We start from the raw sequence: 20,903 nt of genomic DNA, 5'->3' as shown, positions 1-20,903 counted from the left end.
CGCGCCCCGGCCGTGGCCATCCCCGCCTTGGGGGCAGAATTCGACAGGGTGCCACCCGTAAAGACACTGGCTCCGGCGGTGTCTCATGGTCTATGACTGACGGGTCAGTCATTTGAATTGAGCTGTTGAAGCGGGCCATGGCCGAAACCAAGTCCTCCGCCGGTCGCCCGGCCGCCGCCCCTTCGCGGCGCGGCGCGGCCCCCAAGCTTGCCGGTGTCGAGCGTGCGCCGGCGGAGCGGCGCGCGCGGGCCACCGCCGCAGACCGGGCGGCGCGCCGGCGCGCGATCCTCGATGCGGCGCTGGCGGAATTCTCCGCCCATGGCTTCGCCACCGCGAAGCTGGATGCAGTGGCGCGGCGGGCCGGCATCGCCAAGGGCACGCTCTATCTCTACTTCACTGACAAGGAGGCCCTGTTCCGGGGGCTGGTGGAAGAGAACATCACGCCGATCTTCGCCGATGCGGATACGCTGGTGGCGGATGCGCCCGGCGATACCCGCACGCTGCTGGACGTGCTTATTGCCCTCATGATCGACCGGGTGCTGGATCAGCCGGCGGCGGCGCTGGTGCGGCTGATGATCGGTGAGGGCGGCCGCTTTCCGGGGCTTGCGGCCTTCTACCATCGCGAGGTGGTGGCCCGGGGCATCGCCTTGATCCGCCAGGTGGCGCAACGGGGGGTCGATCGCGGCGAGCTTGCCAGCGACGCGGCGGTGCGCTTTCCCCAGCTGGTGGTGGCGCCCGCCATTCTCGCCATCGTCTGGAATGGTCTGTTCGCCGACATCGAACCGCTCGACCCGCGCGCGCTGCTCGCCGCCCATCGCGATGTTCTGCTCAAGGGTCTGGGCGCGGAGCCAAGAGGGAAGGACGACTGATGCTCGCCCGTTTCTGGTCCATCGGCCTTGCCTGCGCCGCCGCCCTCACCCTCGCCGCCTGCGACCGGGGCCCGGCCAATTCGTTCTCCGGCTATGTGGAAGGCGACCTTCTGTTCATCGGCCCCACCGAGGCGGGCCGGGTGCGCGAGCTGCTGGTGAAGGAGGGCGACAGCGTCACCCCCGGCCAGCTGCTGGCGCGGGTGGAGGACGACCTGCAGGTTGCCGACCTCAATGGCGCCAAGGCCCAGCTGCGCGAGGCGGAAGCGCAGTTGGAGAACGCCCGCGCGCCGCTGCAGCGCCCGGAGGAGATCGCCATCCTGGAGGCGGCCGAGCAGCGCGCCTCCGCCGCCCTCGACCTCTCGCGCATCGAGCTGAAGCGGCAGAAGGACCTGGTGCCCAAGGGGGCCTCGTCCCAGGCCAATCTCGATTCCGCCCAGCACACGTTCGACCAGAACCAGGCCGCCTTCGACGAGGCGCGCCGGCGCATCGCCGCCGCCCGCATCGCCTCGCGCAGCCAGCAGATCGCCGCCGCCGAGCAGGCGGTGGACGCGGCCCGCGCGGCGGTGGAGGCCGCCACCGTGCGGCTCGAGCGGCGCACCCTGAAGGCGCCTGAGGCCGGCGCCATCCAGACCATCTATTTCCGGGTGGGCGAGATGGTGCCGGAAGGCCGGCCGGTGGTGTCGCTGCTGCCGCCGGGGCTGATCAAGGTTCGCTTCTTCGTGCCCGAGGCGGTGCTGCCGAAGGTGGCCGTGGGGCAGAAGGTGAGCGTCTCGTGCGACGGCTGCCCGCCGCTCACGGCAACGGTGAGCTTCATTTCAGCCTCGGCGGAATATACGCCGCCGGTGATCTACAGCCGTGAGGAGAGGGCCAAGCTCGTCTATCTCATCGAGGCCCTGCCCGATACGCCGAGCGCGGCCCGGCCCGGCCAGCCGGTCACCGTCAGCCTCGGGGCGATGCCCGGCGCCCCAGTTGGGGAGGGCGCGACGTGAGCGCCGAGGCGGCCGCGCTCCGCCCTTCGGCCGGCGGCGGCGACGTTGCCATCGCGGTGGAGGGGCTCACCAAGAGCTTCGGTGGCCACAAGGTGGTGGATCACCTCACCATGCGGGTGATGCGGGGCCAGATCTATGGCTTCCTCGGCCCCAACGGCTCCGGCAAGACCACCACCATCCGCATGCTGTGCGGGCTCATCACCCCGGATTCGGGAACCGGCACCTGCCTGGGGTTCGATATTCTGACCGAGGCGCGCAAGATCCGCGAGCGGGTGGGCTACATGACCCAGCGCTTTTCCCTCTATCAGGACCTGTCGGTGCGGGAAAACCTGGAGTTCGTGGCGCGGCTCTATGGGGTGCCGCAGCCCGAGCGGGCGGCGGGCGCGGCACTGGAGCGGCTGGGCCTTGCCGGGCGCGGCAAGCAGCTCGCCGGCTCCCTCTCCGGCGGCTGGAAGCAGCGGCTGGCGCTTGGTGCCTGCATCCTGCCGAGCCCGGACCTCTTGCTGCTGGACGAGCCCACCGCCGGCGTCGATCCCAAGGCGCGGCGCGAGTTCTGGGCGCAGATCCACGACCTGGCCGCCGAGGGCCTCACGGTGCTGGTCTCCACCCATTACATGGACGAGGCCGAGCGCTGCCACGAGATCGCATATATCGCCTATGGCCAGCTGCTGGCCCAGGGCACGGTGGCGCAGGTGATCGCCGGCGCCCACCTGTCCACCTGGACCGTGGAGGTGAGAGGGGCCGAGGGCCATGCGGCGGCCCAGATCGTCACCGGCCTTGCCCGCGCGCTCACCGATCGCCCGGGGGTGGACATGGTGGCGCCGTTCGGCACCGCGCTGCACATTTCTGGCCGTGACGCGGCGGCGCTGGAGGCGGCGCTCGCGCCGTTCCGCGACGACCCCAAGCTGAGCTGGCGGCAGGATGCGCCGACCCTGGAAGACGTGTTCATCGACCTCATGGGCCGCAGCCGGGATGATCTGCGATGAGCGCGCTGACGGAGAGCCTCGGCGCCCTGCGGCGCATCCGGGCGATGATCGTCAAGGAATTCATCCAGCTCAAGCGGGATCGGGTGACCTTCGCCACCATGATCATGATTCCGCTGCTGCAGCTGATCCTGTTCGGCTACGCCATCAACACCACGCCGCGCCACCTGCCCACCGCGGTGTTCGCCCATGAGAACAACGATGTCTCCCGCGCCATTCTGGCGGCGCTGCGCAACACCGCCTTCTTCGCCTTCATCAAGGAGGTGAAGAGCGCGGATGAGGCGGAGCATCTCATCCGCTCCGGCGAGGTGCTGTTCTTCGTTGAGATTCCCGCCGGCTTCGAGCGGGACCTGCGGCGCGGCGACACTCCCCAATTGCTGGTGGCGGCCGATGCCACCGATCCCGTGGGCTCGGCCAATGCGCTGGCGGCTTTGTCCGGGGTGGTGAGCACGGCGCTCACCCGCGAGCGGTTCGTGGATGATCCGGGCACGGCGGCGTTCGAGATCGTCCAGCACCGGCGCTACAATCCCGCCGGCACCAGCCAGCTCAATATCGTGCCCGGCCTGCTCGGCACCATCCTCACCATGACCATGCTGATCTTCACCGCCCTGTCGGTGACGCGGGAGATCGAGCGGGGCACCATGGAAAGCCTGCTCTCCATGCCCATCCACCCGGTGGAGATCATGCTGGGCAAGATCGTGCCCTATGTGCTGGTGGGCATTTTGCAGGCGGTGCTCATCCTCGGCGCCGGCATGATCCTGTTCGGCGTGCCGGTGGAAGGCTCGGTGCTGCTGCTGGTGGTGGCGACGCTGCTGTTCATCACCGTCAACCTGTCCATCGGCTACACCTTCTCCACCCTGGCGCAGAACCAGCTCCAGGCGGTGCAGATGTCGTTCATGTTCTTCCTGCCCTCCATCCTCCTGTCGGGCTTCATGTTCCCGTTCTCGGGCATGCCCCTGTGGGCGCAATGGGTGGGCGAGGTGCTGCCGCTCACCCATTTCCTGCGCATGGTGCGCGGCATTCTGCTGAAGGGATCGAGCTTTTCCGACCTGCGGGCGGATGGCGCGGCGCTGCTGGGCCTGATGCTGGTGGCCATGAGCATCGCCGTCGCCCGCTTCCGCCAGACCCTGGACTGAGGATGGCGGGCGCGTCAGCCGCCGCGCACCACCAGCCGGGCGCCGGGCCGCAGCCGGGCGAGCAGGCGTTTCAGGTCCGCCCGGCGCAGGGCGACGCAGCCCTCGGTGGCCGCAAAGCCGGGCCGGGCGATGTGCATGAACACCGCGGAGCCGCGGCCGGCGATGCGGGGGCGGGTGTTGTGGTCGAGCACCAGCACCAGGTCATAGAGCCCGTCGTCCCGCCACATGCGCTCGTGGGAGGGGGCGAAGGGCAGCCTCACCGGGCGGTTGTAGCGGCGATGTTCTGGCGCATCGCACCAGCCGTCGTCGCGGCGGATGGGGCGGGCGGGCAGAGCGGTGACCGGCCGGGGGCCGGCATCGGCGCGGTAGTGCAGCCGTTCGATGCGCCAGCTGCCGGCCGGGGTGCGGCCGTCGCCTTCGCGCTTGTCGGCCCTGATTCCCGAACGCCCCAAGGCGACGGGGAGGGTGAGGCTTCCCGCCCGCAAAATCCCCTCGTGCCGGCGTCCGGGACGGCGCTGGACCACCAAACGGGAGATGCCCACAGGATGTTCATGGCTCATGACTTAATATAATACCCCTATCGTCGCATTTGGCCTTCGGGGAAATTTGCACTGGGCCAGAGGCATGCTGTACTTGCGCGAATCGCGCGCCCGCAAGGGTGCAGGAGGACTTGATGGCCAATGCGTGGAAAATCCTGGTGGTGGAAGACGACCCGGAGCTTCGCGACGCGCTGATCGAGCAGCTGCAGCTCCAGGAGGAGTTCGAGCCGGTCCCCGCCGATACCGCCGGCGCGGCCATCGCCGCCGCCAAGAATGGCGCGGTGGATCTGGTGATCATGGATGTGGGCCTGCCCGACATGGACGGGCGCGACGCGGTGCGGCAGATCCGCCGCAACGGCTTCAAGGCCCCCATCATCATGCTCACCGGCCATGACAGTGACAATGACACCATCATGGGGCTGGAGGCGGGCGCCAACGATTATGTGGTGAAGCCGTTCCGCTTCTCGGTGCTGTTGGCGCGGCTGCGGGCGCAGATGCGCTCCCACGAGGCGAGCGAGGATGCGGTGTTCGCCATCGGCCCGTATTCGTTCCGCCCCGGCGCCAAGCTGCTGCTCACCCCGCAGGGCTCCAAGATCCGCCTGACGGAGAAGGAAACCGCGATCCTGCGCTATCTCTACCGGGCCGGAAAGACGCCGGTGCCGCGGGAGACGCTGCTGCAGGAAGTGTGGGGCTACAATTCCGGCGTCACCACCCACACGCTGGAAACCCATATCTACCGCCTGCGGCAGAAGATCGAGCCGGATCCGGCCAACCCCACCCTGCTCGCCACCCAGGCGGGCGGCTACAAGCTGGTGCCTTAAGGCCGTTTCGGCCGGGAAAAGGAAGCGTTCGTGGATTTCGAGAAGGAGTTGGAGACCGAGATCGCGCTCTTGCGGGAGATCGCCACCTTCGACGTGCTCGACGCCGAGGCGCTGCGCATTCTCGCCATCAGCGCCGAGGAGAAGACCCTCGCCGCGCAGGACGTGCTGTTCCGCGCCGGTGAGACCGCCGATTGCGGCTATATCCTCGCCTCCGGCCGCCTGGCCCTGGTGGATCCCCAACGCCCCGAGGGTCAGCAGGTGGTGCAGGAGGTCCACGCGGTGGCGCTGGTCGGCGAGACGGCGCTGATCGCGGCGGGGCCGCGCCCGGCCACTGCCGTCGCCATGGAGCCTTCGGTGGTGCTGCGGCTGTCCCGGGCGGCCTTTCTCAAGGTGCTGGAAGCCAATCCGGCCAGCGCCGCCAAGCTGCGCCGCGCCTTCGCCAAGCGCCTGGAACGGATGATGAAGGCCCTCGACAGCGTGCGGGTGGAGCTGGAAGCCCCGCGCCCCGCGCCGCGCCGGCGCTGAAGGCGCTGGCCTCCGAAAACCCCAGATCGCTCTCAGCCGAAGGTGACCGCCACCGGCACGTGGTCGGAGGGCTTCTCCCAGCCGCGGGCATCGGTGAGCACGGTCATGGCCTTGGCATGGGGCGCAAGGGTGGGGTTGGCCCACACATGGTCGAGCCGGCGGCCGCGATTGTTGGCGGTGTAGTCGGGCGAGCGGTAGCTCCACCAGGTGAACAGCTTGTCCTGCGGCGGCACGAAGCCGCGCATGGTATCGACCCATTGGCCGGCCGCCTGCCAGCGGGTGAGCTTCTCCACTTCCACCGGGGTGTGGCTGACCACGCTGAGCAGCTGCTTGTGGTTCCACACATCGGTTTCCAACGGCGCGATGTTGAGGTCGCCCACCACCACCGCATGGCGATCGGGCGCCGCCGCATCGGCCAGAAGGTCCGGCCAGGCGGTGACTTCGTCGAGGAAGGCGAGCTTGTGGGCGAACTTGGGGTTCAGCTCCACATCCGGCACGTCGCCGCCGGCGGGCACGTAGAAATTATGGATGGTGACGGGCTTGCCGACGCCATGGGCGCCGTCCAGCGTCACCGCCACGTGGCGGGCATCGCCCTTGCCGCAGAATTCCTGCCGGCTCACCGCGCTGAACGGGTGGCGCGAGAAGGTGGCGACCCCGTGCCAGCCCTTCTGGCCATGCAGCGCGATATGGGGAAAGCCCATGTCGCGGATGGCCGCCAGGGGGAATTTGTCATCCTGGCACTTGGTTTCCTGAAGGCACAGCACATCGGGCCGCAGCTGCTCCACGGCGGCGCGGACGATGTCGAGGCGGATGCGGACGGAATTGATGTTCCAGGTGCAGACAGTGAGGGCCAAGGCAGCAACGATATGAAAAATGGAAGGAGGCCTTCACGGTTATCCCCGCGCGGGCTGGTGCGCAAGGGTGGCCCTGTGGGCTGCGGGGGCGGGGGGCAGCTTCCCGCTGCGCGGAGTTGAACCTGCCGCCCGAATCGATATGAGTCCGCCCATGACCTTCCGCCCTCTCCGTATAGGGTGGGCGCCGCGATGACGACGTCCGCCAAGGTGTCCATTGATCTCGGCATCCGCAGTGGTGGCGGGACGGCCGTGCTGGATCTGGAGGAATTGCTCGCCACCCGCCTGCTGGTGCAGGGCAATTCCGGCTCGGGCAAATCCCATCTGCTGCGGCGCCTTTTGGAGCAGAGCGCGCCCTGGGTGCAGCAGGCGGTGATCGATCCGGAAGGGGATTTCGTCACCCTGGCCGAGCGCTTCGGCCATGTGGTGGTGGATGCGGAGCGGGGCGAGGCGGACCTGCAGCGCATCGCCGCCCGGGTGCGGCAGCACCGGGTGTCCGTGGTGCTCAATCTCGAAGGGCTCGACATCGAGCACCAGATGCGCGCCGCCGCCGCCTTCCTCGGCGGCCTGTTCGATGCCGATCGCGAGGTGTGGTATCCGCTTCTGGTGGTGGTGGACGAGGCGCAGATGTTCGCCCCCATGGCCGCCGGCGAGGTGTCGGACGAGGCGCGCAAGGTGTCGCTCGGGGCCATGACCAACCTCATGTGCCGGGGCCGCAAGCGGGGCCTTGCCGGGGTCATCGCCACCCAGCGCTTGGCCAAGCTCGCCAAGAACGTGGCGGCGGAAGCCTCCAACTTCCTCATGGGCCGCACCTTCCTCGACATCGACATGGCCCGCGCCGCCGACCTTCTGGGCATGGAGCGGCGGCAGGCGGAAATGTTCCGCGATCTGGAGAGCGGCAATTTCGTCGCCCTCGGCCCGGCACTGGCCCGGCGCCCGCTGCCGGTGCGCATCGGCGCGGTGGAAACCTCGGCCCGCTCCACCAGCCCCAAGCTACTGCCTTTGCCGGAGCCCGCCGCCGCCGAGGACGCCCACGACCTCATCTTCACCCCCGGTGAGGATGAGACGCGGCTCCTGGTGCCGCGCCGCCCGCCGGCAGTGGCGCCCACCGCCGATGTGCTGGCCCAGCTCGCCCGTGGCGCGCCGCCCGCCTTGCCGGCCGCGCCGGCAATGGCCCATGCCGCCCCCGCACCGAGCGTGCCGCCGCCGCCGAGCCTGACGCCGGAGCAGCGCCAGGCGGCCATCGACAGCGCTTTGCGCGAGATCCTGGCGGAGAGCGACGCCGGCTTCCGCACCATTCCCGTGCTCTACCAGGATTTCCTGGTGCGCTGCCGCATCCGCCGGCTCGGCGGCGAGCCGCTGAGCCTGTCGGCCTTCCGCCGCCGGCTGGCGGTGGCCCATGCGGGCATCGACCTTGCCGAGGCCGAGGCGGAGGATTCCCCCTGGGGCGAGGTGCTCGGCATGGCCGCGGCGCTGCCGGAGGACATGCAGGGGGTGTTCCTCTCCCTCGCCCGGGCGGCTTTCGATCAGCGGCCGTGCCCGTCCGATGCGGATGTGGCGCGGGCCTATGGCAGCCGCTCGCCGGGCCGGGCCCGCCGGCTGCTGGCCTATATGGAAGAGCGCCAGGTCATCGTCTGCCGGCTCGATCCGCGCGGCCGGCGCATCGTCGCCATCCCGGGCTTGGCCTGGGAGACCGAGCCCGGCGATCCCGCCGCCCCGGCGGGCGCCGCCGCCTCTGCGGCCCGCCCGAAGCCGGCGGCACCCGCCCAGCCGAGCCTGTTCGCGGAACCACCCTCTCAGGAGATTGGGGCTCCAGAGGCCGGAGATCACGAGGCCCGCGCGCCCGAGGCCGCCCTTCACGAGCAAGGAGAACGCGCGGAGGCGTCCTCGGAGGCGGCTCGTGAGGCTGCTTCTGCTCTGGTGGCCGACGCGGAGGAGGGCGCTGCTCCCGGAACGGGCAAGGCTGCGCCCGAGTCGGATCACAACACACTGCAGTTGGCGCTTGATCCTGCGCTGGAGGCGCCGGACGAAGAAACGGACAGCCTCTCGCCCGCTATTGAGACCGCCCTGCCGGACGACGGGGTGGCGGAGGCGGAGCGCACGGACAATGCGCCGATGCCGCCGAACGCCGTGGCGCCCTCTCTGACCTGAGGGGTGCGGCCTCAGGCCACCACGGACGCGACGATGGCGTTCAGCGCCTTTGCCGCGTCGTGGGGATCGAGCCGCACCTGCAGCCCGCGCTGGCCGCCATTGAGGAAGACGTGGGAATGGGCGAGGGCCTGCTCCTCCATCACCACCCGGGGCGGGCGGGACTGGCCGAACGGGCTGATGCCGCCCACCTTGAAGCCGGAGATGCGCTCGGCGTCGGCCGGCTTCATCATCTGCGCCGATTTGGCGCCGAACGCCGCCGCCAGCTTCTTCATGGACACTTCCCGGTCGGACGGCACCACCACGCAGCCGGGCTTGCCATCCACCAGCACCATCAGGGTCTTCAGCACCTTCTCGGGCGGCTCGCCGATGGCCTCGGCGGCCTGCAGGCCGATGCGGTCGGCATCGGGGTCGTAATCATAGGTGTGCACGGTGAAGGCGATTTTCGCCTGCTCCAGTGCCTTGGTGGCGCGGGTCGCTTTGGACATGCCTTGTCCTAACGCCTCCCGCCGGGCACCGACAAGGGGCGCCGGGCCGCCAGATGGCGCCGAACCTGCATGCCGCCTTCCGGAACGGCCGGGCGTGTGCCTTTTGCGACAAGGCATGGCGCCGGCTCCGGCAAAAGGGCGCAGGGATGGCGGATCTCGAAGCGACGGTAGAGATCGACGAGTGGGTGATCTGGAACGGCTCCATGGGCATCCTCGACATGGTGACCATTGGCCGGGTGGAGCACCGCGACGGGGGCCGCCATGGCTTCCTGGCCGCGCCCTACGACATCGTCGGGCCGTTCAGCATGGAGGAACTGGAGAATTTGGGGCGGATCGCCTTCGGCGCCTGCCTCGTCATGTCCCGCCTGCGCTGGCAGGAAGACCAGGTGGAGCTGCGCGCCGAGGCGATGAAGGCCCGCCGCGCCTTGATGATGCAAGCCGACCCCGAAGAGGATCGGGCCCATCGCGAAACCCTCGACCTGCCGCTTTCCGGTGTGCTGGAGGTGAGCGAGATCAACGCCGCCTTCCGCCGCAAGGCCAAGACCGCCCATCCCGACGCCGGCGGCAGCGACACCCTCTATCGCCGCATCGCCGAAGCGCGCGATGCGCTGCTGGAATTGCTGGCGCGGCTCTCGTAACCGACGCCTACTGCAGCATGCGCTCGAAATTGATCACGAACAGGCTGGGATCGGGGCGCTTGTTCACCTGGGCGTTGGCCAGGGTCACCTGGGTGTCGTAGCCCTGGGGATCGGTCACCACCCACTGCTTCAGCGCCGACGTCTTGGTGTCGAACTGGATCAACAGGCGGTAGGTGCCGAGCATGGGCACCTGCTCCTGCATGGTCACGGTGACGAAGCGGTCGTCCTGGAAAATGCCGGTCACGTGCGGATCGTTGGCGAGGTCCACATGCTCCGCCAGCAGGAAGCGCAGGGGCGTCTGGCCGAGCGGGGTGATGTCCTGGGTGTTGAGCTTGCGGTCGCGCACCGCCACCGACTGGCCGTTGGCGATCAGCTCCACCGGGCTCGGCGGGTCATATTGGAAGCGCACGCGGCCGGGCTTCTGCATGTAGAAATCGCCGGTGCGGCGGGAGCCGTCCGGGTCGATCTGGGTGAAGGTGCCGGTCATGGACTGCACCGAATTGTAATAGTCCATGATGCGCTGAACCATGGCCGGAGAGGCGCGGCCATCGGGCGCCGCCGCGGGCATGGCCGCCGCGCCCTGCTGGGCCACCTGCTGCAGCCGCGGCGCCGCGGCGGCGCTCGCCGGGCTGGCGGCGCCAGGGCCGAGAAGGTTGCGGGGTTTCGGCGGCGGCAGCGGCACTACGCCGAGGGCCGCCACCTGCGGGCTTGTCACTTGCGCACTGCCCGCCACCGGGGCGCCCCCTTGCGGTCCGGCCGGCCCGGAGGCGGCGGAGGGCGGCGCGCCATAAAGGGTGCCGGTGGCCACGGTGCCGGTCTCTTCGCCGCCTTGGGCTGGTGCGGCCGCCTGCGGCTGCTGCTGGTTGAACAGCTTGTTGAGGGTGGCCGAGAGGAAATCCTCCGCCGCTGCGGGGGCGACGAGACCCGCCGTCAGGGCGATGATCAGTGCCCCGGTCAAGGCGCGCGGCGCGCGGAAGCGGTACGGCATCATCTTGAAATCTCTGGCACGAGTGCGTGGCGCGGCGTCGATCGGGGGAGGGGGCGAACCGGCATGCCCTTCTCTAACGCCACCCTATGGCGATCCTGTGGTGTGTGGCGGCCCGGTCACGCGCATGTGGCCGGGGCCTATTCGGCGGCCTCCTCGGGCAGCAGGATCTCCCGCTTGCCCGCGTGGTTGGGGGCGCTGACGAGACCTTCGTTCTCCATCCGCTCCACCAGCGAGGCGGCCTTGTTGTAGCCCACCTGCAGCCGGCGCTGAATGTAGGAGGTGGAGCATTTGCGATCCCGCATCACCACCGCCACCGCCTGGGCATAAAGGTCGCCGCCCTCGCCGAAGCCGCCTTTGTCGAACACGGCGCCATCCTCGTCTTCCTCGTCCACGTCGGCGGTCACCGCATCCACATAGGCCGGAACGCCCTGGGCCTTGAGGTGCTTGACCACCTCTTCCACCTCATCGTCGGAGACGAACGGCCCGTGCACGCGGGAGATGCGGCCGCCACCGGCCATATAGAGCATGTCGCCCTGGCCCAGCAGCTGCTCGGCGCCCTGCTCTCCGAGAATGGTGCGGCTGTCGATCTTGGAGGTCACCTGGAACGAGATGCGGGTGGGGAAATTGGCCTTGATGGTGCCGGTGATGACATCCACGGACGGCCGCTGGGTGGCCATGACGAGGTGGATGCCGGCGGCCCGGGCCATCTGGGCCAGGCGCTGGATGGCGCCTTCGATGTCCTTGCCCGCCACCAGCATCAGATCGGCCATCTCGTCGACGATGACGACGATATAGGGCAGCGCCTCGAGGTTGAGCTCCTCGCGCTCGTAGATGGCCTCGCCGGTCTCCTGGTCGAAGCCGGTCTGCACCGTGCGGGCGACGGTCTCGCCCTTTTCGGCCGCGTCGCGCACCCGGGCGTTGAAGCCGTCGATGTTGCGCACGCCGAGCTTGGACATCTTCTTGTAGCGGTCCTCCATCTCCCGCACCGCCCATTTCAGGGCCACCACCGCCTTCTTGGGATCGGTGACCACCGGGCAGAGCAGGTGGGGGATGCCGTCATAGACGGAGAGTTCCAGCATCTTCGGATCCACCATGATCAGCCGGCACTGCTCCGGCTTCAGCCGGTAGAGCAGGGAGAGGATCATGGTGTTGATGGCCACCGACTTGCCGGAGCCGGTGGTGCCGGCGACCAGCAGATGGGGCATGCGGGCGAGGTCGACGATCACCGGATCGCCGCCAATGGTCTTGCCCAGCGCGATGGCCAGCTTGTGGCCGCTGTCGCCGAAATCCTTGGTGGCCAGAAGATCGCGCAGCAGCACCTTGTCGCGGCTGGCGTTGGGCAGCTCGATGCCGATGGCGTTGCGTCCGGGCACCACCGCCACGCGGGCCGACACCGCGCTCATGGAGCGGGCGATGTCGTCGGCAAGGCCGATGACGCGGGACGATTTGATGCCGGGGGCCGGCTCCAGCTCATAAAGGGTCACCACCGGGCCGGGCTTGACTTCGATGATTTCGCCGCGCACGCCGAAATCCTGCAGGGTGGATTCCAGCAGCGCCGCGTTCTCCTTGAGCGCGTCCGGGCTCATGGCCGGGGCCTTCTTGGCCGCCGGCGCACTCAGCAGATCCAGGGCGGGGAACTGGTAATGGCCCTTGCGGCCGGCCGGCCGCCGGTTGCCGCGGCGGCGGGGCGAGGCGGTGCTCTCCGCCACCAGTTCGGCATTCTCTTCCGCTTCCACCTGTTCGGCAGTCAGATGCGGCCCGGCGCCACCCAGCCGCGGCTCCACACGTCCGTTCAGGCCACGTCCGGTGAGATCGTCGGCATCCCGCGCGAAGGCGCCCCGGCCCGGCGCCTTGAGCGGGGGCAGGTGACGCCCGCCGAGCACCCGGGCCTTGAGGGAGAGCAGGGTGTGGGTGAGGGCGCCGAGGGACACCGCGGTGCCATCATCGTCCTCGTCGTCATCCACGTCCGCATCGTCATCGTCATCGGCGGCGGTCAGCGGCCGCAGCGGCGTGCGGCGCCCGCCGGCGAAGGCGAGGAAGAGGCCCATCGCCGCCACCACCGCGCCGCTGCCGCCCACCACCAGGCGGTCGAGGGGGGCGGCGGCACCGAGGCCGACCAGATCGGCGATGCGCAGGAACAGGTCGCCCATCACCCCGCCGAGGCCGGTGGTGGTGGGCCAGGTGCCGAGCCGGGGCAGGGCGCTGAGCGCCGCGCAGGCCCCCACCACGCCCACCGCCCAGGCGGTGAGGCGCAGCTTCGGCCGGCCGAACGGGCGATGGGTGAGCAGGCGCCAGCCCCATACCAGCAGCGGCAGCACCACCGCCAGGCTCGCCAGCCCCACCACCTGCATGAGCAGATCGGCCAGCACGGCGCCGGGCCGTCCCAGCAGGTTGTGCACCTGCGAATCCGTGGCGTTGGAAAAGCTCGGATCGGCGGCCGACCAGGTGACGAGCGCCGTCGTCGCCACCACCCCCGCGGCCATCAAGCCGATGCCGACGATCTCACGGCTGCGGCGCTTCACCCCCTGGCGGACCGCCTCGGGAATGAAATCGAAGCGCGGCGCCTGCGGGTGCATGCGGGTGTGCATGACCGCGTCGGCGGAGCGGCGCGCAGTGGAGGTCGCGGGCATGACGCAGCTCTCCTTCAGGCCAGACCGGTGACGAGGCGCGTGAGCACCTCCTTGGAGGTGGGAAGATCGTGCACCAGGGCCACCCGCAGCCAGTTCTCGCACGGGTTGGTGCCGCCGATGTCGCGGCGCGCCAGATAGCCGCCGGGCACGGTGCGCAGGCCCTGCTCGCGCCACAGCTTCAGCGCCGCCGCCTCACCGCCGGTGAGGCCGCCACCCGCCAGGTGCGAGACGTCGAGCCACAGGAAGAAGCCGCCGCCGGGCCGCTCATAGCCGAAGCGGGCGCCGATCATCTCATCGGCCATGTCGAACTTGGCGCGGTAGAGATCGCGCGAGGCGGTGACATGGGCCTCATCGCCCAGCGCCGCCACCGCCACCGCCTGCAGGGGCTCGGGCACCTGGGGTGCGGCCACCCAGCGGAAGGCCAGAAATTCCTTCAGGAAGGCCGGATCACCGGCCACGAAGCCGCAGCGCAGGCCGGGCAAGGACGAGCGCTTGGACAAGGAGTTGAACGCCAGCGCATGGCTGAGGTCGGCGCCCGCCACTTCCAGGATGCCCGGCGGCTTTTGTGCGCCCAGATAGATCTCCGAATAGCATTCGTCGGAGAACAGATAGGCCCCGTGCCGGCGGGCGAGCTCCAGCGCCCGGCCGAGGTAATCGGCGGAGGCGATGGCGCCCTGCGGATTGGCGGGGGAGGCGATGTAGAGGGCCACCGTGCGGGCGAGCAGAGCCGGATCGAGGGCGTCGAGGTCCGGCAGCCAGTTGCTGTCCTTGCGGGTGGGCACGATCACGGCTTCGCAGCCCGCGGCTTCGGCTCCGGCCGCATAAGCGGCGTAGAACGGGTTCGGCAGCAGCATGGCCGGCCGCTCGGCCTTGCCGAGGGTGCGCGGGGCCACCAGCCGGCGGGCGACGATCGCGGCGGAGAATAGGCCTTCGCGGGAGCCGTTGAGGGCCAGCACCTCGCGGTCAGCATCCACCGGGCGGGCGAGGCTGTAGCGCTGGTCCAGCCAGCGGGCGGCGGCGGCGCGGAAGGTGGGGGTGCCCTCGGCGCGCGGGTAGCGGCCGAAGCCGGGCAGGGCCTCCTGCAGCACCGGGCCGACGAAATCGGGCATGGCATGCTGCGGCTCGCCCACGGCGGCGCTGAGCGCCGGGCGGCCGGGCTCCACGCCGGCGATGAGCTCCGCGAGGCGGATGAAGGGAGAGCGGCGATCCTCGACGGGCGCCGGCGCGGCAACGGGGGCGGGCAAGATGGGACGGCCTCGACACACGATATCTGTCAATCGGTGCGAGTGTGCCCCCTTTAGGGTTAAGGGGCGGCTAACCGGCAAGGCCTGCTGTTAGGAGAATTCACGTTTCCGCCAGCACCGCCCGGGCGCGGCGGGCGTCGTCGGCGATCTGCGCCACCAGCGCGTCGATGCCGGAGAATTTCAGCTCCGGCCGCAGATAGGCGTGGAACTCGACGCCGATGGTCTGGCCGTAGAGGTCGCCCTCGAAATCGAAGATGTGCACTTCGAGCAAGGGCGCGCCATTGTCGAAGGTGGGGCGGCGGCCGTAATTGGCCACCCCGTCGAACCGTCCCCTGGCGGTGACGACCCGCACCGCATAGATGCCGAAGGCGAGCTCGATGCCGCCGGGCACCACCAGATTGGCGGTGGGAAAGCCGATGGTGCGGCCGCGCTTGTCGCCGTGCCGCACCTCCGCCGACAGGAAGAAGGGCCGGCCGAGCATGTGGGCGGCATGGCCCACCTGGCCCGAGGCCAGCGCCTTGCGGATGGCGGTGGAGGAGATGGGATCATCCTCGTCGCGCAGCGGATCCACCACCTGGACGGCGAAGCCATGGCGGCGGCCGGCGCCTTCCAGGAAGGCGGGCGAGCCGGCGCGGGCGCGGCCGAAATGGAAATCGAAGCCCACCGCCACCCCGCTCACCCCATAGCGCTTCACCAGGATGTCGCGCACGAAGGCTTCCGGCTCCATGGTGGCGAGGCTCGCATCGAACGGCAGCACGATGGCGCCGGCAAGGCCGCTGGCGGCGACCTGCTCCAGCTTGCTCGCCTCCGGCGTCAGGCGGAAAGGGGCGCTCTGCGGGTTGAAGAAGGTGCGCGGATGGGGCTCGAAGGTGAGGGCGAGGGCGGGCACACCTGCCGCCGCCGCCATGTTCCGGGCGGTCGCGAACACCGCCTGATGGCCGCGATGGACCCCATCGAAATTGCCGATGGCGAGCACCGGCCGGGCCAGCGCCGCCGGCAGCGGATCCGATCCGCGCAGGATCACGAAGGGGGAGGCGGGGGTGGCGGACATCGGCGGCTTTGAACCTGCCTTGGAAAACGAAAGGGGCGGCGGCCTCGTGGGGGCGCGCCCCGGTTGCCAGAGGCTCTAGGCGCTGCCCGCCGGCTGCGTCAAGTCGGGCCCTTCACGGGGGTGGGGCGCCCGGCGCGGTCGCGGGCGTCACCATGCAAGGCGCGGCATCACCCCGCGCGGGTGGGCGTGGCCGGAGAACAGGGCGGCCAGAGAGGCGCTGTCGGGCACCGCGCCGTCATGGGCCTTGAGCTCCTGGGCGTGGATGCCCCCGGCGATGAACAGGCTGTCGAAGCCGGCCCCGTTGGCGCCGGCGATGTCGGTGCGCAGGGCATCGCCGATGCCCAGCACCCGCGCCGAGGCGACCGGTCCGCCACGCAGGGCGGTAGCGACGGCCAGGGCGGTGTCATAGATGGGCCGGTGCGGCTTGCCGCAATAGGTGGTGCGGCCGCCCAGCGCCTCATAGGCTTCGGCGATGGCGCCGGCGCAATAGACCAGCCGGTCGCCGCGCTCCACCACCAGATCGGGATTGGCGCAGATGAAGGGCAGGTCGCGGGCCTTCATGGCCGCGAGCATGTCGGCGTAGTCGGCCGGGGTTTCCACATTGTCGTCGAACAGGCCGGTGCAGACCACGAGGTCTGCCGCCTCGGCCGGGCTCAGGGTGAGGTCGAGCCCGTCATAGGTGGACAGGTCCCGGTCCGGGCCGAGGTGGAACACCCGCGCGCCCGGGTGGGCGGCGAGCTGGGCGCGGGTGACATCGCCGGAGGTGACGATGGCGTCATAAGCGCTGCGCGGCGCGCCGAGCCCGTCCAGCATGGTGACGATGGCGCTGTTGGGCCGCGGCGCGTTGGAGACGAGGACCACGGTGCGGCCGCCCTCGCGTGCCTGGGTGAGCGCGGCGCAGGCGGCGGGGAAGGCGGCAACGCCGTTATGGATCACGCCCCAGACGTCGCACAGGATGAGGTCATAGTCGCCGATGATGGCGGACAGGCCGGAGATGAGGGGGGGCGCGCCCACCTGGGTCGTGGTCCGGGGTCCGTCAGCCATCGGGTCCTCTCCTTGTGTTGCGGCGCACAGGTGCCACGGGGGGCCGCGAACCACAAGAGCGGAGCGCGCATCGGGGAGGGGCGCGGCCGGCGGTGGCCGGGGGCTTTCCGCCAGAATGGGATGGCGCGGCGGTGGGTAAGTCGGCGTTTCCCCCTTGCTGAGGAGGCGGCGCCTTGTCTATGGTGCCGCCACGTGCGGGCGTAGTTCAGTGGTAGAACGACAGCTTCCCAAGCTGTATGTCGTGGGTTCGATTCCCATCGCCCGCTCCAACGCTCCCCTCACATCACCGATCTCGCACCGCATGGCGCCGGCCGTGGGCTCACCTGCGCCTGGCGTGAAAAAGCCGCCCCGGAGGGCGGCTTTGGGCGGTCAGCCGCCGAGATAGGCGGCGCGGATGTGGGGGTCGTCGATCAATTCGGCGCCGGTGCCGGACATGACGATGCGCCCCGCTTCCAGAAGATAGGCGTAGTCGCACAGTTCCAGCGCCGCGAAGGCGTTCTGCTCCACCAGGAGAACCGTGGTGCCGGCATCGCGGATGGCGCCGATGATGGCGAACATCTGCTCGACGATGTTGGGGGCCAGGCCCAGGGAGGGCTCGTCGAACAGGACGAGGCGCGGCCGGCACATGAGCGCCCGGCCGATGGCCAGCATCTGCTGCTCGCCGCCGGAGAGGGTGCCGGCCATCTGCGCCCGCCGCTCCGCAAGGCGCGGGAACTGGCCGTAGATGCGTTCCAGGTCGGCGCGCATCTCCGCATCATTGGGGCGCAGATAGGCGCCCATGGCGAGGTTGTCGGCCACGCTCATGTGCGGGAACACCCGCCGGCCTTCCGGGCAATGGGAGACGCCGAGCCGCAGCATGCGCTGGGGGCCGGCCCCGGTCACGTCCTCGCCTTCGAGGCGAATGGCGCCGGAGCGGGCGGGGACGAGGCCCGAGATGGTGCGCAGGGTGGTGGACTTGCCGGCGCCGTTGGCGCCCACCAGGGCCACCAATTGCCCCTGGCCCACCGAGAGCGAGATGCCCTTCAGCGCCGCCACCTGGCCATAGCCGCACACGAGATCGGAAATCTCAAGCATTGGCGGCCTCCTTCAGATCCAGCTTGGCGGCGCTCTTGCCGAGATAGGCCTCGATCACCGCCGCATCGTTGCGGATCTCGGCCGGGGTGCCTTCGGCGATCAGCCGGCCATAGTTGAGGCAGACGATGCGGTCTGAAACCTCCATCACCATGGGCATGTCGTGTTCCACCAGGAGGATGGTGACGCCCGCGTCGCGCACCTTGCGCACCAGACCGACGAAGCTCTGGGTTTCCGAGGCGTTCATGCCGGACACCGGCTCGTCGAGCAGCAGCATGCGCGGCTCGATGGCGAGCGCCAAAGCGAAGCCCACCAGCCGCTGCTCGCCATAGGAGAGGGAACCGGCCTTCTCATGGGCGCGGGCGCTGAGGCCCACCATGTCGATGATCGCCTCGGCCCGGGCGCGGGTCTCTTTCTCCAGCGCCAGGGCGCGCGGGGTGGGCAGCAGCCGCTCCAGCAGGCTCGGCTCGCCAAAACGCTGAAGGCCGATCAGCACATTGTCGAGCACCGTGTCGTTGGCGAACACGCTGGTGCGCTGGAAGGTGCGGGCGAGGCCCAGCCGTGCGATCTCGTTGGGCTTGGTCTTGGCGAGATCGCGGCCCTCGAACAGCACCCGGCCGGTGGTGGGCTTCAGGAAGCCGGTCATGATGTTGAAGGCGGTGGTCTTGCCGGCGCCGTTGGGGCCGATCAGGCTCAGGATCTCGCCCGGTTTCACGTCGAAATGCAGGTCGGCGATGGCGGTGAGCCCGCCGAACCGCATGCCCACGTGCTCCACGCTCAAAATGGCGCTCATGATTGGGCTCCCGCTTCCGCCGGGGTTTCGGGCGTCTTGGTGAGGGATGCCGGCCGGCGGCGCGCCGTGAGGTTGGCGAGCGCCGGCACGATGCCGTTGGGCATCACGAACAGGATAGCGATGAGGATGCCGCCATAGACGATCCACTGCGCCTCCGGCGCCATCACCGGCCGCAAAGCGACGGGCAGGAGCCCGAAGATGAGGCCGCCCACCAGCGGACCGGCAAGGCTGCCCTTGCCGCCCGCCACCACCATGATGACCATGGTGACGGTGTAGGAGAACAGGAACACGTCCGGATCGATGATGCGGATGTAATGGGCGTAGAGGCTGCCCGCCGCGCCCGCCATGGCCGCCGAGACGGTGGCGGCGATGGTGAGGGTGCGGGTGGCGTTGACGCCCAGCGACAGGGCGAGGGACTCGTTCTCCTTGAGGCCCCGCATGGCGCGGCCGAAGCGCGAGGCGACGAGGCGGGCCACCACCAGATAGCTCAGCACCGCCACCCCCAGCACCAGATAGTAATTCTGCATCTTGGTGCGCAGGGTGAGGTCGCCGAGGCCCGGCAGGGGCAGCGTCATGTTGGGAATGGAGGTGAGGGCGAGGGGCCCCTGGGTCAGCTCCACCCAATTCAGGGCGACGAGCCGCACCACTTCGGCGAACGAGATGGTGACGATGACGAAATAGGCGCCGCGCACCCGGAACGACAGCCGGCCGATGAGATAGCCGGTGACGCCGGTGATGAGGATGGCGAGCACGAAGCCCAGCAGCGGCGAGCCCCCTTCATGGGTGATGCGGAGGCCGAACGGCAGGCTCACGTCGAAGCCGAGCGCCGTCAGCGCGCTCACATAGGCGCCGATGCCGAAGAAGGCCACATGGCCGAGGCTGAGCTGGCCGGTATAGCCGAGCAGCAGGTTCAGGCTCATGGCGCAGATGGTGAAGATGCCCGTGATGATGAGGGCGTTCATGAGATAGGGGTCGTTCAGCCACAGGGGCACCAGGGCGAAGACCACCAGGAACAAGGGCGCGATAAGCCGTGTCATCCGATGCGCTCCGCGCGGGCGAACAGGCCGGTCGGCTTCACCAGCAGCACCGCGATAATGATGAGAAAGCCCATGGCATCGCGGTAGCCGGACGAGATGTAGCCCGCCCCCAGCTCTTCCGCGAATGCCAGGATGAAGCCGCCGATGGTGGCACCGGAGATGGAGCCGAGCCCGCCCAGGATGACGATGGCGAACGCCTTCACCGCGGCAAGGTCACCCATCTGCGGGAACACCACATAGACCGGGCCGAGCAGCGCCCCCGCCGCCGAGGCCAGCGCCGAGCCGATGGCGAAGGTGGCGGTGTAGATGAGTGAGACGTTGACGCCCATGAGGGCGGCGGTGTCGTGGTCCTGGAAGGTGGCGCGCATGGCGCGGCCGAGCTTGGTGCCGTTGATGGTGACGTAGGTGAGCGCGATCAGCGCCAGTGCCGCCGCCAGCACGAACAGCCGCACATAGGACACCGACACCGGCCCGATCACCAGCGGTTCGGCCGGGAACGGGGTGGGCACCGCCTTGGCGACGCCGCCGAAAATCCACAAGGTGCCCGACTGCAGGATAATGCCGGCGCCGATCATCACCAGCATGGTGGTGTCGATGTCGGAGCGGCGCAGCGGCCGCAGCAGGACGAATTCGAGCAGGGCGCCGAGCGCGAGGCCCGCCACCAGGGCCACCGGCAGGGCCACGAAGAAATTGAGGCCGAGGGCGACGGCCGCCAGATACATGGCATAGGCGCCGAAGGTGTAGAGCGCGCCGTGGGTGAAGTTCACCACGTTCATGATGCCGAAGATCAGGGTGAGGCCGATGCCCAGGAGCGCATAGGTGCCGCCGAGCACCAGCGCGTTGACGACGTGTTGCAGGAGTTGGTCCATCTGGCCTGTCCGTTGGGTCGCATTCGGGGCAAGGGCGCGGCCCGCGAGGGGCGCGCCGGGTCGGGAGGCTCCGGCGGGCGGTGGTCCGGAGGTCCCGCGAGGGGGCCGGGCGGCCGCGGCGGGGGCAGTCCCGCCGCAGCCATGGGAGGAGGGGCTGTGCGTCCCTCATCCACACCCGTTGCTGCGCGC

19 protein-coding genes, 1 tRNA gene and 1 pseudogene are annotated in these 20,903 nt (G+C 69.7%); 9 read left to right on the top strand and 12 right to left on the bottom strand.

The features are described from left to right. Positions 1–137: 137 nt before the first annotated feature. From MEU52_RS03820 to MEU52_RS03805, 4 genes are read left to right on the top strand one after another with little or no spacing between them, the layout of a single operon-like run. On the top strand, positions 138–869 hold the full coding sequence (locus MEU52_RS03820) for a TetR/AcrR family transcriptional regulator (protein ID WP_238119938.1): 732 nt from the start codon (positions 138–140) through the stop codon (positions 867–869). After that, the gene (locus tag MEU52_RS03815; protein ID WP_238119940.1) at positions 869–1,858 is read left to right on the top strand and encodes an HlyD family secretion protein; all 990 of its coding nucleotides are present in this window, start codon (positions 869–871) and stop codon (positions 1,856–1,858) included. Before MEU52_RS03820 ends, MEU52_RS03815 begins: the two co-directional genes overlap by 1 nt. Further along, entirely contained in the window at positions 1,855–2,844 is a 990-nt protein-coding gene (locus tag MEU52_RS03810; RefSeq protein WP_238119942.1) for an ABC transporter ATP-binding protein, read from the top strand. Before MEU52_RS03815 ends, MEU52_RS03810 begins: the two co-directional genes overlap by 4 nt. Then, the gene (locus MEU52_RS03805) at positions 2,841–3,977 is read left to right on the top strand and encodes an ABC transporter permease (protein ID WP_238119944.1); all 1,137 of its coding nucleotides are present in this window, start codon (positions 2,841–2,843) and stop codon (positions 3,975–3,977) included. Before MEU52_RS03810 ends, MEU52_RS03805 begins: the two co-directional genes overlap by 4 nt. 14 nt (positions 3,978–3,991) lie before the next feature. Here the strand turns inward: MEU52_RS03805 and MEU52_RS03800 are convergent, their stop codons facing one another. Continuing rightward, positions 3,992–4,537, bottom strand: a complete 546-nt coding sequence (locus MEU52_RS03800) for a L,D-transpeptidase family protein (RefSeq protein ID WP_238119946.1) — start codon at positions 4,535–4,537, stop codon at positions 3,992–3,994. Positions 4,538–4,650: 113 nt separating this feature from the next. On the opposite strand from MEU52_RS03800, the gene MEU52_RS03795 reads away from it, so the two are divergent. Both MEU52_RS03795 and MEU52_RS03790 read left to right on the top strand, forming a co-directional pair. After that, on the top strand, positions 4,651–5,337 hold the full coding sequence (locus MEU52_RS03795) for a response regulator transcription factor (RefSeq protein WP_238119948.1): 687 nt from the start codon (positions 4,651–4,653) through the stop codon (positions 5,335–5,337). Between the two features lie 30 nt (positions 5,338–5,367). Beyond that, entirely contained in the window at positions 5,368–5,862 is a 495-nt protein-coding gene (locus MEU52_RS03790) for a Crp/Fnr family transcriptional regulator (protein WP_238119955.1), read from the top strand. 32 nt (positions 5,863–5,894) lie between these two features. Here the strand turns inward: MEU52_RS03790 and MEU52_RS03785 are convergent, their stop codons facing one another. Next, positions 5,895–6,716 carry an exodeoxyribonuclease III gene (locus MEU52_RS03785; protein WP_238119957.1) on the bottom strand — a complete coding sequence of 274 codons (822 nt, stop codon included), beginning with the start codon at positions 6,714–6,716 and terminating at the stop codon, positions 5,895–5,897. A 189-nt stretch (positions 6,717–6,905) separates the two neighbouring features. Here MEU52_RS03785 and MEU52_RS03780 point away from each other — a divergent pair. Next, positions 6,906–8,441 (top strand): annotated as a pseudogene (locus tag MEU52_RS03780) (helicase HerA domain-containing protein); the annotation flags it as partial. 434 nt (positions 8,442–8,875) lie between these two features. Here the strand turns inward: MEU52_RS03780 and ybaK are convergent. After that, positions 8,876–9,349, bottom strand: coding sequence for a Cys-tRNA(Pro) deacylase (gene ybaK, locus MEU52_RS03775; protein WP_238119959.1), 474 nt, complete (start codon positions 9,347–9,349; stop codon positions 8,876–8,878). A 146-nt stretch (positions 9,350–9,495) separates the two neighbouring features. Between ybaK and MEU52_RS03770 the strand changes: the two genes are divergently transcribed. Continuing rightward, positions 9,496–9,987: a J domain-containing protein gene (locus MEU52_RS03770; protein WP_238119961.1), complete on the top strand. Its 492-nt coding sequence runs from the start codon at positions 9,496–9,498 to the stop codon at positions 9,985–9,987. 7 nt (positions 9,988–9,994) lie between these two features. On the opposite strand, the gene MEU52_RS03765 is transcribed toward MEU52_RS03770, so the two are convergent. From MEU52_RS03765 to MEU52_RS03745, 5 genes are all read right to left on the bottom strand, one after another. Then, positions 9,995–10,978: a LolA family protein gene (locus MEU52_RS03765; protein ID WP_238119963.1), complete on the bottom strand. Its 984-nt coding sequence runs from the start codon at positions 10,976–10,978 to the stop codon at positions 9,995–9,997. 134 nt (positions 10,979–11,112) lie between these two features. Then, the gene (locus MEU52_RS03760) at positions 11,113–13,563 is read right to left on the bottom strand and encodes a DNA translocase FtsK (RefSeq protein ID WP_443266056.1); all 2,451 of its coding nucleotides are present in this window, start codon (positions 13,561–13,563) and stop codon (positions 11,113–11,115) included. Between the two features lie 56 nt (positions 13,564–13,619). Further along, the gene (locus MEU52_RS03755) at positions 13,620–14,849 is read right to left on the bottom strand and encodes an aminotransferase class I/II-fold pyridoxal phosphate-dependent enzyme (protein ID WP_238119974.1); all 1,230 of its coding nucleotides are present in this window, start codon (positions 14,847–14,849) and stop codon (positions 13,620–13,622) included. Between the two features lie 100 nt (positions 14,850–14,949). Further along, positions 14,950–15,900 carry a bifunctional riboflavin kinase/FAD synthetase gene (locus MEU52_RS03750; protein WP_238119987.1) on the bottom strand — a complete coding sequence of 317 codons (951 nt, stop codon included), beginning with the start codon at positions 15,898–15,900 and terminating at the stop codon, positions 14,950–14,952. A 147-nt stretch (positions 15,901–16,047) separates the two neighbouring features. After that, positions 16,048–16,944 carry a TIGR01459 family HAD-type hydrolase gene (locus MEU52_RS03745; RefSeq protein ID WP_238119990.1) on the bottom strand — a complete coding sequence of 299 codons (897 nt, stop codon included), beginning with the start codon at positions 16,942–16,944 and terminating at the stop codon, positions 16,048–16,050. 194 nt (positions 16,945–17,138) lie between these two features. Here MEU52_RS03745 and MEU52_RS03740 point away from each other — a divergent pair. Continuing rightward, positions 17,139–17,213 (top strand) — tRNA-Gly (locus tag MEU52_RS03740). 100 nt (positions 17,214–17,313) lie between these two features. Here MEU52_RS03740 and MEU52_RS03735 read toward each other — a convergent pair. From MEU52_RS03735 to MEU52_RS03720, 4 genes are read right to left on the bottom strand one after another with little or no spacing between them, the layout of a single operon-like run. Next, positions 17,314–18,018 carry an ABC transporter ATP-binding protein gene (locus MEU52_RS03735; RefSeq protein ID WP_238119993.1) on the bottom strand — a complete coding sequence of 235 codons (705 nt, stop codon included), beginning with the start codon at positions 18,016–18,018 and terminating at the stop codon, positions 17,314–17,316. Further along, entirely contained in the window at positions 18,011–18,808 is a 798-nt protein-coding gene (locus MEU52_RS03730; protein ID WP_238119996.1) for an ABC transporter ATP-binding protein, read from the bottom strand. Before MEU52_RS03730 ends, MEU52_RS03735 begins: the two co-directional genes overlap by 8 nt. Continuing rightward, a complete protein-coding gene (locus tag MEU52_RS03725) occupies positions 18,805–19,845 on the bottom strand; it encodes a branched-chain amino acid ABC transporter permease (RefSeq protein ID WP_238119999.1) in 1,041 nt (346 codons plus the stop codon). Before MEU52_RS03725 ends, MEU52_RS03730 begins: the two co-directional genes overlap by 4 nt. After that, positions 19,842–20,714 (bottom strand): branched-chain amino acid ABC transporter permease, encoded by an 873-nt coding sequence (locus MEU52_RS03720; protein ID WP_238120002.1) that lies wholly within the window; start codon positions 20,712–20,714, stop codon positions 19,842–19,844. Before MEU52_RS03720 ends, MEU52_RS03725 begins: the two co-directional genes overlap by 4 nt. Positions 20,715–20,903 lie beyond the last annotated feature (189 nt).

The organism is Xanthobacter sp. NM-25 (assembly GCF_022138605.1).
GTDB lineage: Bacteria > Pseudomonadota > Alphaproteobacteria > Rhizobiales > Xanthobacteraceae > Xanthobacter.
This window is presented reverse-complemented; position numbering and strand designations above follow the sequence as displayed.

Excerpts from the sequence above, each read along its gene's own strand:
- ybaK (WP_238119959.1), bottom strand. The coding sequence starts at position 9,349 with ATGTCCAAAGCGACCCGCGCCACCAAGGCACTGGAGCAGGCGAAAATC.
- MEU52_RS03745 (WP_238119990.1), bottom strand. The coding sequence starts at position 16,944 with ATGGCTGACGGACCCCGGACCACGACCCAGGTGGGCGCGCCCCCCCTC.
- MEU52_RS03760 (WP_443266056.1), bottom strand. The coding sequence starts at position 13,563 with ATGCACACCCGCATGCACCCGCAGGCGCCGCGCTTCGATTTCATTCCC.
- MEU52_RS03730 (WP_238119996.1), bottom strand. The coding sequence starts at position 18,808 with ATGAGCGCCATTTTGAGCGTGGAGCACGTGGGCATGCGGTTCGGCGGG.
- MEU52_RS03720 (WP_238120002.1), bottom strand. The coding sequence starts at position 20,714 with ATGGACCAACTCCTGCAACACGTCGTCAACGCGCTGGTGCTCGGCGGC.
- MEU52_RS03735 (WP_238119993.1), bottom strand. The coding sequence starts at position 18,018 with ATGCTTGAGATTTCCGATCTCGTGTGCGGCTATGGCCAGGTGGCGGCG.
- MEU52_RS03820 (WP_238119938.1), top strand. The coding sequence starts at position 138 with ATGGCCGAAACCAAGTCCTCCGCCGGTCGCCCGGCCGCCGCCCCTTCG.
- MEU52_RS03770 (WP_238119961.1), top strand. The coding sequence starts at position 9,496 with ATGGCGGATCTCGAAGCGACGGTAGAGATCGACGAGTGGGTGATCTGG.
- MEU52_RS03765 (WP_238119963.1), bottom strand. The coding sequence starts at position 10,978 with ATGATGCCGTACCGCTTCCGCGCGCCGCGCGCCTTGACCGGGGCACTG.
- MEU52_RS03725 (WP_238119999.1), bottom strand. The coding sequence starts at position 19,845 with ATGACACGGCTTATCGCGCCCTTGTTCCTGGTGGTCTTCGCCCTGGTG.
- MEU52_RS03815 (WP_238119940.1), top strand. The coding sequence starts at position 869 with ATGCTCGCCCGTTTCTGGTCCATCGGCCTTGCCTGCGCCGCCGCCCTC.
- MEU52_RS03800 (WP_238119946.1), bottom strand. The coding sequence starts at position 4,537 with ATGAGCCATGAACATCCTGTGGGCATCTCCCGTTTGGTGGTCCAGCGC.
- MEU52_RS03805 (WP_238119944.1), top strand. The coding sequence starts at position 2,841 with ATGAGCGCGCTGACGGAGAGCCTCGGCGCCCTGCGGCGCATCCGGGCG.
- MEU52_RS03795 (WP_238119948.1), top strand. The coding sequence starts at position 4,651 with ATGGCCAATGCGTGGAAAATCCTGGTGGTGGAAGACGACCCGGAGCTT.
- MEU52_RS03750 (WP_238119987.1), bottom strand. The coding sequence starts at position 15,900 with ATGTCCGCCACCCCCGCCTCCCCCTTCGTGATCCTGCGCGGATCGGAT.